This window comes from Frankia sp. CcWB3 (genome assembly GCF_977927595.1).
This window is the reverse complement of the sequence record NZ_CDWRCK010000019.1, coordinates 1-13,854: the sequence shown is the minus strand read 5'-3', so window position 1 is coordinate 13,854 and position 13,854 is coordinate 1. Positions and strand designations below refer to the sequence as shown.

Genomic DNA, 13,854 nt, shown 5'->3' with positions numbered 1-13,854 from the left:
GGCGGCCTGCGGCCTGCGGCCGGCCGCCGCCCGTCGGCACTCTCATCGTCGGTGTCGCTCACCCCGAGGGCCGGCCGGAAAGCCGGGAGCGGCCGGGTAGACCACGCCGCGGATCATCCGAAGACACCCGCCAGCCTGCGGTACACCGACGGGATCGCACCGTGGACCCGCACCGCGCCGAGTAACCAGCGTGGCACCCAGACCTCGGCGTCGCCGCGTCCGGTGGCCGTCAGCATGCGCTGCGCGACAAGCCCGGCCGGTATAGGCCGGGGCCAGCGACGGACGTAGGGCGCGCCACGGCGGTGGAAAAATGGTGTGTCGACGACGCCGGGTAGACACAGGGTCACCGTCACACCGCGACCGGCGACCTCGGACCGCAACGCGTCGGCGAAACCGAGCAGAGCGGCCTTGGTTGCGGAATAGGCGACCTCACCGCGCACGCCCAGCGCGCCGGCGATGCTGCCCACCAGCAGGATGCGCCCCTGGCCGCGGTCGAGCATGGCCGGCAACATGGCCCGGACCAGCATCATCGGCGACAGCACGTTGACCGTGACCAGCTCCGCGATCGCGGCCGGGGACATCACCTCGAACGGGCCCGCAGCCCCGAGGCCGGCCGAGCACACCAGCAGGTCGACCTCGCCGAGAAGCTCGGTCGCCCGGGAGGAGACCATCAGTTCCGAGCCGGGACTCGACAGGTCGACCGCAATCCGGTGCCCCTCGGTCGCCGCGGCCACCTCGTCGAGCGTGGCCCCGTTGCGACCGACCAGCAGCGACCGGCATCGGTCCGCGGCCAGCAGCAGCGCGGCCTCCCGGCCGATACCGCTGGATGCTCCCGTGACGACGGCGGTCCGGGGCGGCCAGGTCGAGACGCCCGAGCCGGCCCGCATGACCAGCCCAGTAAGAGATGTAGACACTCCGTTACCGAAAGCGGGGCGAGACCGGGTGCTCACGACACACCGCTTCCGGTCATTCCCCTCACGCCGTTCTCCCCCGCGGGCACTGGTTGCACGTCACCTACAACTTTCCCTACTCGTCGCCCCGCGTTGCGAGGTGGTCCGACCGAAGGTGATTCGGTGTGGTCCGCTGGCACGAACTCGCCGGCCGGATCGTTGCGTCGGCCACCCTGGCGGGCGGCACCGATCCGAACAGCCACTGCTCATCTCATCAACGCCGGGCTCCGGATCCGCGGTGCGTTGGTAACTCCGCGCCACCGGGCTCACGACTGCCACCATTCCACCGTCCCGTCGCCGGATCGTCCATGGTCAGATGGGCGACATCGGACAGCGAGGGCCGAGCGCGACTCTGGACTCCCTATCACACTCCCCCATCCCGACCGCCCGGCGTCGCCCGATATGACAGCGGTCCGATCGATTCGGAATCTGCTCTCGGAGACCTTCTTCCGGAGACTTCGAACTGGCTCCACATCGACGACTGGGTATTGCGGACTATTTACAACCGCATTGCCTCCGGAGGAAGGACGCGGCGACGACACCTTGCCGACTCGAGGCCGGTACGCGGCATCAGGGTCATGGTCGGCCGGCTCCGACGCCAACACCCTCCCGCCAGTCCGATCCGGTCACCACAAGATCACCGGCCGTGGCGGAGGCAAAGCCGCCAAGACCTACCCCCGGCGGCAGATGTGTCGACCCGTCCGCGGCGTGCGCCGGACAGGCGGAAGGCTCATCATCCAAACACTGATCCATCCTCCACACGCGACCACCCTACCGCCCCAGACAAACAAGAGCGAAAGCGGCATTTGCCACGACCAAATAGACGGACCACCATCTACGAACGTCTGAAGAGTGAGATGAGGCACATGAACCGCGAAGGTGGGTGGATACGAAGGGGTGATGCGCCGGATCGCTCACGATCCGGCGCATACAGTCGTCAGTGGAGCCGGACGGAGGCCAGGTCCGGCGCGGGAGGCGGGTGAGACGCCGCGGCCTCCCGGCACGCGGGACGTTCCCCGTGCGCCGGGCAAGATGTCGCGACCGGACCCGCGTCGGCGACCGGGGCATCCTGTGACCCGGTCAGGTCGGCACCGGAGGGAGACCTGTCACTTTCATGCCCCTCATCACCCACCGCGCCGCAGCCGCCGGAGCCAGCGGCGGAGGCCGCGCCAGAGTCAGCGGCGGAGACGGAGACGGAGACGGAGACGGCGGGATCGTCACCGAGAGCGGCGAGGGCGGCGGCCACGATCTCCCCCTGCTCCGCGGCGGAGACCAGGGGGGTGAATGTCCTCGGTACCTGCGAGACGAGGACCCGGAGGCGCTCGGAGCAGGTGACCGCTTCGCCCGTGCCGCCGCGCTCCTCGTCGGCGCTGGTGGACTGCCGGGCGGCGGCCTGGGCACGTTCGATCGCCATCCCGATGATCCCCCCCCGCAGGGACCCGACCGCGCAGTACGCGCGCAGCAACCCGAGATGGGTGGGAGCCGGCCCCGCGAGCCCGTGCACGAGGGCCTGCTGCAGCGACAGGATGTCGCTCTTGCCGATCTTGCGGTGGATCACCGAGGGGTCGTCGGCGAAGACGAGCAGCACGCCATCGGGGCCCGCCAGGGCCTCGACGAATCGCTCGATGATGACCCGGGGGGACGGCGGCGGGGACTGCCGAACGAGATCGACGAGTCGACCCAGCTCGGACACGAAGGGCTCCAGCAGGGCGTCGAGGATCGTCTCCTTCGACGGAAAGTGGTAGTAGAGCGCTGCCTTCGTCACTCCCAGGCGCTCGGAGATGTCCCGCACCGAGGTGCCGGCATACCCCTGTTCGCTGAAGAGGCTCATGGCGGCGGCAAGGATCCGCGATCTGGTATCGCCCCGTGGATCGGGCGATGCCGGCTCGGTCATGGCGGCCCTGCACCCCCCCGATCGAGTCCGCGACGGATGTTACTCTCAACTCTACCTACTGAACGACCGGTAAGTTTCTCAGCAGCAAATCGTCAGCACGACGTCGCAGGTAGCGACACCACCGATCACCAACGCCCGAGGGGAAACCGTGGCCTCGCTCGCCCGCTGGTGCTTCCGACACCGTCGGCTCGTCCTGTTCCTGTGGATCGTCGCGCTGCTCGGGCTCGGCGGCATCAGCCAGGTAGCCGGAAGTAGTTACAAGGACGCCTTCTCCCTGCCCGGCACCGATTCGCAGAAGGCCATCGACCTCCTGCAACGCGACTTCCCGGCGGCGTCGGGAGACAGCGCCACCATCGTGCTGCACAGTGACAAAGCTCGCATCACCGATCGGGCCATCTCCGATCCGGCCAGCGAGATGCTCGGCAGGCTCGCCAAGATCCCGCACGTCACCGAGGTCACGAGCCCTTACGGCCCGCGGGGCGCCGCCCAGATCAGCAAAGACGGGCACACAGCCTTCGCGACCGTCAACTTCGACCTGCAGGGCATCGAGCTGCCCAAGGAGAACATCGAGCAGCTGGTCGACATCGCTCGAAGCTACGGCAGGGACGACCAGCAGGTGGAGGCGACCGGTCAGGTCGTCGCGGTCATCGAGCAGCAGGAGCAGAGCTACAGCGAGCTGATCGGCATCATCGCCGCGGCGATCATCCTCTTCGTCGCCTTCGGCTCGTTGCTGGCCGTCACCCTGCCCCTGATCACCGCCATCATGGCCCTCGGGGTCGGCAGCATCCTGATCATCCTGCTCTCCCACGTCCTCACGATCGCCGAGTTCAGCCCGGTCCTCGCGACCCTGATCGGACTGGGCGTCGGCATCGACTACGCCCTGTTCATCGTCAACCGGCACCGCATCGGCCTACGCGCCGGCAAGAGCCCGGAGGAGGCCACGGTCACCGCGGTCAACACCTCCGGGCGCGCCGTGCTCTTCGCCGGCATGACCGTCTGCATCGCGCTGCTCGGCATGTTCACACTCGGTGTGAGCTTCCTCTACGGCGTGGCGATCTCGGCGGCGGTGGCCGTGGCGATGACGATGACCGCGGCAGTCACCCTGCTGCCAGCTCTGCTCGGCTTCTACGGCATGAAGGTGCTCAACCGGCGCGACCGGCGCAGGCTGGCCGAGGATGGCCCGGTGCACGAAAGCACCTCGGGCTTCTGGTGGCACTGGGCGAAGCGGCTGGAGGGACGGCCCCAGCTGTTCGCGGTGGTCAGCGCGGTGGTCATCGCCGTCATCGCGATCCCGTTCTTCTCGCTGCGGCTCGGCTCGTCCGACCTCGGCAACGGCGACCCCTCCAAGACCACCAAGCGCGGCTACGACCTGCTGGCCGAGGGCTTCGGACCGGGGTTCAACGGCCCGTTCAGCATCGTCGCCGAGATCCATTCGCCGCGGGACACGGCAAGCCTCGACGCCGTGGTGGCAGCGGCTCGCGCGACACCGGGCGTCGCCTCCGTCTCGGCTCCGCGGCCGAGCCCCAACGGGCAGGCGGCGATCGCCACCCTGTACCCGACGACGAGCCCGCAGGCCGAGGCGACCTCGAAGCTGCTCAACCAGCTGCGCGACCACGTGATCCCGCAGGCGAACCAGGCCGGCACCGGCATCTACGTCGGCGGCATCACAGCCATCTTCGAGGACTTCTCCAGCACGCTGTCGGGCAAGCTGCCGCTGTTCATCGGGATCGTGGTTCTCCTCGCCTTCCTGCTGCTGGTGGCGGTGTTCCGCAGCCTGCTGGTCCCGTTGACCGCCTCGCTGATGAACCTGCTCGCGGTCGGGGCGGCCTTCGGCGTGGTCGTCGCGGTGTTCCAGTGGGGCTGGGGCGCGTCACTGTTCAGCATCAGCGGCGGCCCGGTCGAGGCGTTCATCCCGGTGATCCTCTTCGCGATCCTGTTCGGCCTGTCCATGGACTACGAGGTGTTCCTGGTCAGCCGGATGCACGAGGAGTGGACCGCGCGCCGGGACAACCGGATCGCCGTCTCGCTCGGCCAGGCCGAGACCGGCCGGGTCATCTCCGCGGCCGGCGCGATTATGATCCTGGTCTTCGCCTCGTTCATCCTCGGCGACGAACGGGTGATCAAGCTGATGGGCCTCGGGCTCTCGACGGCGATCCTCATCGACGCCTTCATCATCCGGACCGTGCTGGTGCCATCGCTGATGCACATCTTCGGCACGGCGAACTGGTGGGTACCAGCCTGGCTCGACCGGGTCCTGCCGCGGATCTCCGTCGAGTCCGCCGAGGATCTGGAGGAGATCCGGCACACTCCGCTGCCCGAGGACGCCGTCGCGGGCCGTCCCGCGGCCGGGGTGCCGGCCCGCCCGCTTCCCGGGCAGGCGGCCCGCGAGGAGCGGAGCTCACGCACCGGCGAACCCATGCGCTGATCTTCACGGGACCGCCCGAACAGTGCGGGACCGCCCGAACAGTGACAGCCCGCGGGGCGCCCGCCTGGCCGGCCGGGATCGGCCAAGACGGTGAGCCGGCCGAGGACACGTTCGTCGCCGAACGGATCCGGAGCAGGCCGTGATGCGCCACCGTCACGGCACTGACAAGATCGTCAAGGTCATAGCGAGTGATCAGAAGCCAGCCCGACCCAGAGGATGTTGACCACCGCGTTCACGTCCGCGTGCGCGGTAGGCCCGCACTCCACGCAGGTGCGGGAGGCGTCCGCAGGGTCCCGCCGCGCGTCGCGGCATCCGTCATGGTCGGAACAGTAACCGATGTATCTCGAACACGCCGCGGACGGCACCGGAAATAAACAAGTAAGAAACAGGAAATAATCCGACAATAAGCAAAGGTGGAATCGCGGGCCTTAACACGAAACTGCACTCGGCGGAGCGTCCTTCGGATCGGGGACTTCACCGGCAGTGACCTGGCCACGCGTATCCCCGACTTCGACGGCCTTCTGCGCCGGAGAGCACAGTTCGTCACGGCATCGTGAGTGCCGTCGAACGGGTGGCAGAGACCGAGGGAGTGGCGGGGATCAAGCGGGTGGCGGAGGTCGCGCCCATCGACATCGAAGGAACCACGAGCGCGACCGCGGCGGTACTGGGCACGTTGTTCCCCTATGCCCGGGCCCGGTTGGGGGCGTGGGTGCGCGACCGTCACGCCGAGCCGGCGGTGCGCCGGATCCTCGCCGAGACGCCGACGGTCATGCCTCCATCGCCTCGTTCGCCGAGCTGGACATCATCACCGCGCCACGTGCGGATGGCCCCGCGAGCGCCTGAGCCGCGCCCGCGCCCGCGCCCCGAGCATCCGGCCCACCGAGCGACGCGACGCTCACCGGACCACCGACGGGCTCGGGAATCTGATTACCGAACTCCAGGTATCCGCCGCGCTGCGGCGCCCCCCGCAGGGCCGCGGCGGCACGGACCCGTCGCGCGTGCGGGGGCGGCAGCAACCCGCCCACCTCGTCCACAGGGACGAACGCGCAGTTGATGATCTCGTCCATGTCCAGCCGGATGCGCTCCCGCCATGAGGCGGGCAGCGCACCGCCGTCGAAGACGAAGGCCAGCATCTCGCTGTCGAGCCATCCGTCGTTAAGACAGGGCGCCCAGTCGATCGCGAGCAGACCACCGATCGGTGGGGCGATACCGAGCTCCTCGGCGACCTCCCGTACACACGCCGAGTAGGGCGATTCCCCCGGTTCGACAAAGCCTCCCGGAATGTCCCAGTCTGGCTTGTACGACGGTTCAACGAGCAGTATGCGGTCTTCTTCATCGAAGAACAGGACACCCGCCGCAGCGTAGGGTCGCGCCATCGGAGGTCGGTTCAAGCTCGCCTCAGTGCCACGGTCAGGACGCTGCCGTGGGGTGGCCGGCGGCTTCGAGGACATCACCGACCGCAGCATCAGGCCGTCACCGGGCACGCCGGCCGGGTCCGGCAGAGCCCGGTCGACTAGGGAAAAGTCAAGATCCTTCTTCATATTATCACACACTTCACATAGTACTGACGAACGGAATTGATGTTCCTGCCGCCGACTGGTGGGCGACGCGGTGGGCCACTAACGATAGGCGACCACGAAGGGGCGCGACCCGCCAGCGTTTCGCGGAACTAAGGGGACGTAATGAAGTAACAAATACGTGATCGAGAGCATCATCGCAGGTCACAGGCCTGTGGAGGGTTCGAAACGCGCAAGTTATTTCATTTCGACTCCTAAGGCAAAAAATAATGAAGACGAACCGGTGAGGAGAGCGGGTGCGGTTACCTCGCCGATCCGTATCCGCAACGCGGACCGGACAGCGATACAACAGAAAGAATTGTGTCGATAGCTGTCGGTGACGGAGGTGGCCGGTCAACGCGGAACGGACCGGGAGAACGGGCCGAGGTGAGCGGGCTCGCCGGGGGCGGTGGCCCCGCCATGGACCATGCACCACAGGTCATGCACCACAACATCACAGGTCGAGCCCGATGTCGTCCCGGTGCGGTCCTGGGCTCAGCTCGAGGCTGTCCGGCCAGGATGCGCTGAACGAGTACATCCGGCACAACGGAAGCGCGATCTTCGCGATCCCGCCAGGCTTCCGGGCCGGCACGAAGGACTACTGGGGCAGCGGCCTGTTCACCTGATCGATGCCGATCGATACCTATCGACACTGAATTGATACCGACTGATACTGATTGACGCCCTAGATGATCAAAATGGACACAACGAGCGCCGTCGAGGGCTGCTTCTCCTGCCTCGGCAACGCATCATTGGACGGGCTGCCGCCCCGGGAGCGCATCCTGGTCGATCCCGGCTGGCGGGTCACGCACACGATCAGGACCGCCCTGCCGGGTTGGCTGGTTGTCGTCGCCCGGCGTCACGTCACCACGATGGCCGAGCTCACCGCGGCGGAGGCCGCCGAATGGGTCTCCCCCACGGTGATGGACGACCTCGCGGCAAGACTGACCGCCTCCCTCGCGGCCGCCTCGGAGTGACGGACGGCGCACCGCAGCTCATCGAGAGCTGAGGGCTGCATCTGGACGCCCGTCGGCGGGTATCCATTCCTCCGAAAGGAGACCGCTTCCCCCGACGGGAGATTCCCGGTCGACCGCAGGAGGTGGATGAGGTGGATCAGGTGACGCCAACCCCGAGCAACCTGAAGATCGTCGTGGTGAGAGCCACGGGGAATGTCGGCACGAGCGTGCTGGCGGCCCTCGGCCGGTCGACCGAGGTCGGCTCCCTGGTCGGGGTATCCCGCCGCAACCCGACATGGACGGCGCCGAAGACCCAGTGGGCACAGGCCGATGTCGTCACGGATGACCTCGCCCCGCTGTTCCAGGGCGCCGACGTCGTGATCCACCTGGCCTGGTTGTTCCAGCCCACCCACAACCCCTTGACCACATGGCGGACCAATGTCCTGGGATCCATCCGCGTGTTCGAGGCCGTAGCCCGAGCCGGCGTGCCCGCGCTGGTGCATGCCTCATCGGTCGGCGCCTACTCGCCCGCCGCCCGGGAAGGCGCCGTCGACGAAGGATGGCCGACCCACGGCTGGCCCGAGGCCGCCTACACCCGGGAGAAGGCGTATCTGGAGCGGGTCCTCGACACCTTCGAACGTGACCGTCCGGGCATCCGGGTGGTGCGGCTGCGGCCCGGGTTCATCTTCAAGCGGGAGGCGGCCAGCCAGCAACGGCGCCTGCTCGCTGGGCCGTTGCTGCCCGGCCGGGTGGTACGGCCGGCAGCGGCGCCCACGCACCCGGCGACGGTGCCCGTGCTGCCAGATCTGCCGGGGCTGCGCTTCCAGGTGGTGCACTCCTCCGACGTCGCGGACGCCTACCGGTTGGCGGCCCTGACCGGGGCCCGCGGCGCCTTCAACATCGCGGCCGACCCGGTGGTCGACGTACCCCTGCTCGCCGACATCCTCAATGCGAGGATCATCCGGATGCCGGCCGGCCTGGCCCGGGGCGCTCTGGCTACCGCCTGGCACCTGCATCTGGTGCCCGCCTCCCCGCAACTCTTCGACGCCGTCCTACATCTACCGATCATGGACACTGCCCGGGCCCGGGCAGAGCTCGGCTGGTCGCCCCGCCACGACGCCCGCGCCGCGATCGGCAGCTTCCTCACCGGCCTGCGCGAGGGCGCGGGCCTGTCCACACCCCCGCTCATGCCAAGCACCGCGCGGGGCCGGTGGGAGGAGGTCCGCACCGGCATGGGGCAGCGGGCCTGACGCGGGCGCTACCCCTGCTCGCGGGCGGCGAGAATCGCCGCCAGGGCGGCGGTGAGGTGGGTCTCGGCGGTAGCCTTGTCGAGGCCGAGATCGTGGAGCACGCCGGTGCCGTCCTCGAGTTCCAGCAGGGCGAGCAGGATGTGCTCGGTCCCGACGTGGTTGTGCCCCAGCCGCAGGGCCTCCCGGAACGTCAGCTCCAACGCCTTCTTCGCCTTGGTGTCGAACGGGACGAGGTTCGGCACCTGCTCGGCCGGCGGCGGCAGCGCCGCGGTGGCGGCTACCCGGACGGCTTCCAGTGACACACCCTGCGCGACGATCGCCTGGGCAGCCAGCGCGTCCGGCTCGATCAGCAGCCCGAGTACCAGATGCTCGGGCCCGATCTCGGCGTTGTTCGCTGCTCGGGCCTCGTTCTGCGCCGCCATCACGACGTTTCTGGCCCGCTCGGTGTACCGGCTGAATCCCTGACCGGGATCGAGGGCCGATGGTTCGCCGGGGGTCTTCGGCACGAAACGCTTCTGTGCCGCCTGCTTACTGACACCCATGCTCCTGCCGATGTCCGTCCAGGAAGCGCCGGAGCGACGGGCCTGGTCGACGAAATGGCCGATCAGATGGTCGGCCACGTCCCCGAGATGATCGGCGGCGAGGACCGCGCTGGAGAGCTGTTCGAGGGCGTCGGTGTGCACCTTCTTGATCGCTTCGATCAGGTCGTCGAGGCGCACCGGAGAGGTCATGCCAACGGGTTCGATCATTCGTCAACCTAAGGTTGATGGTAAAGATCATTCGAGATGATCGACGACGAAACCGCCCGGGGTGGCGAGGCCGGCGTCGAAGGCGGCGACGATCGCGCCGGCCCGGTCCCGTACCTCCAACTTGAGGAAGATGCTGCCCACATGCGCCTTCACGGTGCGCTCGCTGACCCGCAGCGCCAGCGCGATCTCCCGGTTGGTGGCGCCACGGGCCATCGCCCGCAGCACCTGGCGCTCGCGGTCGGACAGCCGCTCCATCCGGCGGCGCAACGACGGGTCGGCGGTGGGTGCGGCACGTAACGCGCCGAGCAGCCGCTCACTGGCCGACGGGTCGATCCACGAGCCGCCCGCGGCGACCAGTCGGATCGCCCGGACAATGTCATCCGCGGGCCGGTCCTTCAGGATGAATCCGGCCGCACCGGCGGCCATGACCCCCCAGAGCGCGTCGTCGTCGCTGAAGGTGGTGAGCACGAGGACGGGCGGATGCGGGCCGAGCCTGGCAAGCGCGCGCATCGCGTCGACGCCATCCATCCGGGTCATCCGGATGTCGAGGAGAACGACATCCGGGCGCAGCGACCGCACGGCGGCCACCACCTCGTCGCCATCCGACCGTTCCCCGACGATCTCGATCGCGGCCACCCCACCCGGCCCGTCGCCGTTCTCCGCACCGAGCACGAGCGCCAGTCCCGCCCTGATCAACTCCTGGTCGTCGACGAGCAGAACCCGGATCGGCGGCAGCGGGCCCGGGAGTTCAGCCATCCCGTACCGCCGGCCGCCTGGGTGCCGGGTACGGCGGCTCCGGCCGCAAGGACTCCGGCCACAGGGGCTCTGGCACGGCGCCTCCCACCGGGATGCCGGCGGCCACCACCCAGGCGCCGTCCCGAGGGCCCGCGTCGAAGGTCCCACCGAGCGCGTGGATCCGTTCGGCGATCCCGGTCAGGCCCATCCCCCGGCCCCCTGGACGGAGGCGTCGGCGCGAGATTCGGACGAACCCTCCAGCGTGCCACCTAGGCCACCCGAAGCACCCGTGCCACCCGAGGCGCCCAAGACGCCTGATGCGCCCAGATGACGCTGCCGCACCCCACCCGCCGGAAGATCGTTTCTGACGGTCACCCCGACAACGCGCGGACCGATGTCGAGCCGCACCCACGTCGGCGCGGCGTCGGCATGGTGCAGCACGTTCGCGAGCGCCTCCCGCACCGTCCGGAACAACACCGAGCCTGCCGCCTGGTCGAGCGTCCCGACGTCGCCCTCCACCTCGAGCCGCACGGGAAGGCCGCTGCGTCGGTAACCCGCCACGAGATCTCCGATGTCCTGCGCCGCCGGCAGCGGTCCGGGCCCGGGCCCGGACCGCATCGGCCCCGCGTCCTCCCGCAGCAGCCCGACGACCCGCCGGATCCCCGCGAGGCTCTCCCGGCTGACCTCCTCCGCTCGGGCCAGGGCCTCGTCGGCGAGGGCCGGCGCGCGCCGCATCGTCCGGCGCGCGCCGGTGATGTTCAGCAGCGCCACCGCCAGCGAGTGCGCCACCAGGTCGTGGACGTCCTGCGCGATCCGCCGCCGCTCGTCCGCCGCCGCAGCAGCAACCAGCCTGCTCTGCGCCTCGGTCAACTCCTCGGCCAGCTCCCGGGTCCGCCGCAGGATGAAACCGGTGCCCGTGCCGTACAGCAGGGCCGCGACCCAGACCAGGAATCCGTCTGTGAAGTGGTCACCCTCGGCGTCTGGACTCCCCATCCAATACTGCGCCACCGTCATGCCGACGCCCACGGCGAACACCACGGCGTTGAGCGGCACCAACGCGGACCGTAACGCGACCCAGGTCGCCGTGGTGACGGCGAGCAGCAGCACCATCTTCGGCGCGTGGGCGGCCTCCAGCAGGCCGATCAGCGTCAGATTCCAGCCGACGCCGAGCAGGGTCGGCACCCGGGCAGTCGTGATCTCCACCGCGGCGGGGACAAGCACGAGAGCCACCAGTGCGAGCCGCACCGGATCGGCACCCACCATGATCATCAAGAGCGTCGCGGCGACGGCGGTCATGGCGTGGACGACCACATTCGCCGATCGGGCCATCCGGGCCGCGGGGGCCCCACCGCTGCCGGACGGGCGCGAGGGCGGTGCCGGTGTTCCCGTCGGCGATGTTGGCGGCGCGGGTGACGGCGGCGCGGGTGACGGCGCCTTCCGGGCTCGCGGTGGGAACCGACGCGGGACACCTCCGAGTGCAGCAGGCCAGCCGGCACGGCGATCCGTCCCGGGACCGTGCCCGGGAGGGATCGCCGTGCCGGGCCCGACGCCGGCATCCGGGCCGGCCACACCGTCACGCATCGCCCTCCGACGGTACGACGCAGCACCGCGCTCCCGCCTTGTACCACGGTCCAGGTCCGCATCAGACCGGCGAACGGGGTGGGAATCGGTCGAGGTGCCCACCGGTCGTGCCCGGCGGCCCGATGGCATGGACGGCGGGAGCTGGCGTACTCGGATCGACCAGGCCGGACGATGCGCGGCTCGCGGACACGGTGGCTCGCCGGGCACGGCGGGGTGCCGGACCCGTAGGTGGGCCCGTTGCGCGTCCGGCCCCCGCTAAGGTGAGGTGACCTTGACTTCGACCCCGTCGGTCCGGATCCCCGGACCCCCGCATCCTCGCGACCCGGACACCGGACACCGCGGACACCGCGGACACCGACAAGTCCCGGCTCCGCCCCAGGCCGGGGGTGGGCCGGCCGCCCGGCTGGTCGCCCGGCGCCGGGTGGTGGCTCTCGCCGTCCTGATCGTCCTGGTGTGCCTGACGGCGCTGCGGATAGCCGTCGGCGGTACCCTGGCCGGGAGCGGCGACACCCCGCCGAACGCCGAATCGAGACGCGCCGCGGCGGTGCTCGCCGAGCGTTTCGGTGTCGCGCCCACCGGCGTCGTCCTGGTCGTCGGGGCCGTCGACGGCAGGGTGGACGACACCGCCGTCACCGACGCGGCCGGGGCGTTGCGCGCGCGGCTGGCCGGCACGCCCGGGGTCGTCTCGGTCGTCTCCTACTGGGACACCGGTGCCACCTCGCTGCGGTCCACCGACGGGCGCTACGGCTTGATGCTCGCGAGCCTCGCCGGCGACGACGCCGACCGCGAGGACCTCGCCCACCAGCTCGCCGACACGTTGCGCGTCCCCGCAGCCCCCGCCGGCTCCGCCCGCGCCGACGGACCGGTGACGGTCGGGGTGACCGGTTCGGACGTGGTCGGCGCTGAGACGAGCAAGCGCAGCACGTCGGATCTCGCCCGCGCGGAACTGGTCGCCTTCCCCGTGCTCCTGCTGCTGGTCGTCTACCTGCGGCGCATCCGGCTCGCGTTCGTTCCCGTCGTCGCCGGCGGGGTCGCGGTGTTCGCGGCGATCAACGTCGTCGGACTGCTCGCCGCCGTCACCTCGATGTCGCCCTTCACCACCAACATCACGGTGGGTCTCGGTCTCGGGCTCTCGATCGACTACTCATTGCTGCTGATCGCCCGGTACCGCGAGGAACTGGCCGGCGAGCCGACCGTGCCGCCGACGGAACGGACAGCGCAGACGGAGCAGACAGCGCAGACGGAGCAGACGGAGCAGACGGAGCAGACGGAGCAGACGGAGCTAGCAGACCGCGGCAGGCGGGATGCGGCGCTTGCCCGCACGATCCGGGCGGCGGGCCGGACGGTCGTCTTCTCGGCCGCCACCGTCGCCATCGCCCTCATCGGGCTCGCTCTCTTCCCGCTGCCGTTCCTCCGGTCGATGGCGTACGCCGGCATGGCGGCCACCGCGCTCGCCGGATTGTCGGCCGTCCTCGTGGTGCCCGTCCTGCTCGCGGCCCTCGGCGATCGGGTGATCGCCCGCCCGTCGCGGCGCTGGTGGCGGGAGCGGCGCGGGGACGGGGAACGGCCGGACGGCGCCGCGGCCGCACCGGCGGCACCGGCGGCACCGGCGGCACCGGCCGCACCGGCCGAACCGGCCGAACCGGCCTTCTGGTACCGGACCGCGATCGCCGTCATGCGCCGGCCGGTCCTGGTCCTCGTGCCGACGGTCGCGCTGTTCGTGCTCGTGGCCGTTCCGATCGGCCATCTCTCCCTGGG

Annotated in this window: 11 protein-coding genes; 4 read left to right on the top strand and 7 right to left on the bottom strand. The window is 69.9% G+C overall.

Translation table 11 applies throughout. The annotated features are described in order from the left end of the window. Window positions 1-113: 113 nt before the first annotated feature. Together ACY5KJ_RS03095 and ACY5KJ_RS03090 are read right to left on the bottom strand one after the other, a co-directional pair. Window positions 114-950: an SDR family NAD(P)-dependent oxidoreductase gene (locus ACY5KJ_RS03095; RefSeq protein WP_462187383.1), complete on the bottom strand. Its 837-nt coding sequence runs from the start codon at window positions 948-950 to the stop codon at window positions 114-116. A 937-nt stretch (window positions 951-1,887) separates the two neighbouring features. After that, the gene (locus ACY5KJ_RS03090) at window positions 1,888-2,844 is read right to left on the bottom strand and encodes a TetR/AcrR family transcriptional regulator (protein ID WP_462202751.1); all 957 of its coding nucleotides are present in this window, start codon (window positions 2,842-2,844) and stop codon (window positions 1,888-1,890) included. A gap of 148 nt (window positions 2,845-2,992) precedes the next feature. On the opposite strand from ACY5KJ_RS03090, the gene ACY5KJ_RS03085 reads away from it, so the two are divergent. Beyond that, the gene (locus ACY5KJ_RS03085; protein ID WP_462202750.1) at window positions 2,993-5,269 is read left to right on the top strand and encodes an MMPL family transporter; all 2,277 of its coding nucleotides are present in this window, start codon (window positions 2,993-2,995) and stop codon (window positions 5,267-5,269) included. Between the two features lie 767 nt (window positions 5,270-6,036). Here the strand turns inward: ACY5KJ_RS03085 and ACY5KJ_RS03080 are convergent. Next, entirely contained in the window at window positions 6,037-6,645 is a 609-nt protein-coding gene (locus ACY5KJ_RS03080; RefSeq protein WP_462188898.1) for an NUDIX domain-containing protein, read from the bottom strand. A gap of 634 nt (window positions 6,646-7,279) precedes the next feature. Next, a complete protein-coding gene (locus tag ACY5KJ_RS03075; protein ID WP_462188899.1) occupies window positions 7,280-7,417 on the bottom strand; it encodes a hypothetical protein in 138 nt (45 codons plus the stop codon). Between the two features lie 106 nt (window positions 7,418-7,523). On the opposite strand from ACY5KJ_RS03075, the gene ACY5KJ_RS03070 reads away from it, so the two are divergent. Next, on the top strand, window positions 7,524-7,802 hold the full coding sequence (locus ACY5KJ_RS03070; RefSeq protein ID WP_462188900.1) for a hypothetical protein: 279 nt from the start codon (window positions 7,524-7,526) through the stop codon (window positions 7,800-7,802). A 131-nt stretch (window positions 7,803-7,933) separates the two neighbouring features. Then, window positions 7,934-9,031 carry an NAD-dependent epimerase/dehydratase family protein gene (locus tag ACY5KJ_RS03065; protein ID WP_462202749.1) on the top strand — a complete coding sequence of 366 codons (1,098 nt, stop codon included), beginning with the start codon at window positions 7,934-7,936 and terminating at the stop codon, window positions 9,029-9,031. 8 nt (window positions 9,032-9,039) lie between these two features. Here the strand turns inward: ACY5KJ_RS03065 and ACY5KJ_RS03060 are convergent, their stop codons facing one another. The 3 genes from ACY5KJ_RS03060 to ACY5KJ_RS03050 all read right to left on the bottom strand — a co-directional run bounded on the left by ACY5KJ_RS03060 (window position 9,040) and on the right by ACY5KJ_RS03050 (window position 11,811). Next, complete coding sequence (locus tag ACY5KJ_RS03060; protein WP_462188902.1) at window positions 9,040-9,780, bottom strand: Clp protease N-terminal domain-containing protein; 741 nt, start codon at window positions 9,778-9,780, stop codon at window positions 9,040-9,042. A gap of 27 nt (window positions 9,781-9,807) precedes the next feature. Further along, window positions 9,808-10,536: a response regulator transcription factor gene (locus ACY5KJ_RS03055; RefSeq protein WP_462188868.1), complete on the bottom strand. Its 729-nt coding sequence runs from the start codon at window positions 10,534-10,536 to the stop codon at window positions 9,808-9,810. Between the two features lie 177 nt (window positions 10,537-10,713). Beyond that, window positions 10,714-11,811: a sensor histidine kinase gene (locus ACY5KJ_RS03050; RefSeq protein ID WP_462202748.1), complete on the bottom strand. Its 1,098-nt coding sequence runs from the start codon at window positions 11,809-11,811 to the stop codon at window positions 10,714-10,716. Window positions 11,812-12,367: 556 nt separating this feature from the next. Here ACY5KJ_RS03050 and ACY5KJ_RS03045 point away from each other — a divergent pair. After that, a partial coding sequence (locus tag ACY5KJ_RS03045) for an MMPL family transporter (protein WP_462202747.1) occupies window positions 12,368-13,854 on the top strand: 1,487 nt, incomplete at its 3' end.

Excerpts from the sequence above, each read along its gene's own strand:
- ACY5KJ_RS03090 (WP_462202751.1), bottom strand. The coding sequence starts at position 2,844 with ATGACCGAGCCGGCATCGCCCGATCCACGGGGCGATACCAGATCGCGG.
- ACY5KJ_RS03080 (WP_462188898.1), bottom strand. The coding sequence starts at position 6,645 with ATGGCGCGACCCTACGCTGCGGCGGGTGTCCTGTTCTTCGATGAAGAA.
- ACY5KJ_RS03070 (WP_462188900.1), top strand. The coding sequence starts at position 7,524 with ATGGACACAACGAGCGCCGTCGAGGGCTGCTTCTCCTGCCTCGGCAAC.
- ACY5KJ_RS03060 (WP_462188902.1), bottom strand. The coding sequence starts at position 9,780 with ATGATCGAACCCGTTGGCATGACCTCTCCGGTGCGCCTCGACGACCTG.
- ACY5KJ_RS03055 (WP_462188868.1), bottom strand. The coding sequence starts at position 10,536 with ATGGCTGAACTCCCGGGCCCGCTGCCGCCGATCCGGGTTCTGCTCGTC.
- ACY5KJ_RS03050 (WP_462202748.1), bottom strand. The coding sequence starts at position 11,811 with ATGACCGCCGTCGCCGCGACGCTCTTGATGATCATGGTGGGTGCCGAT.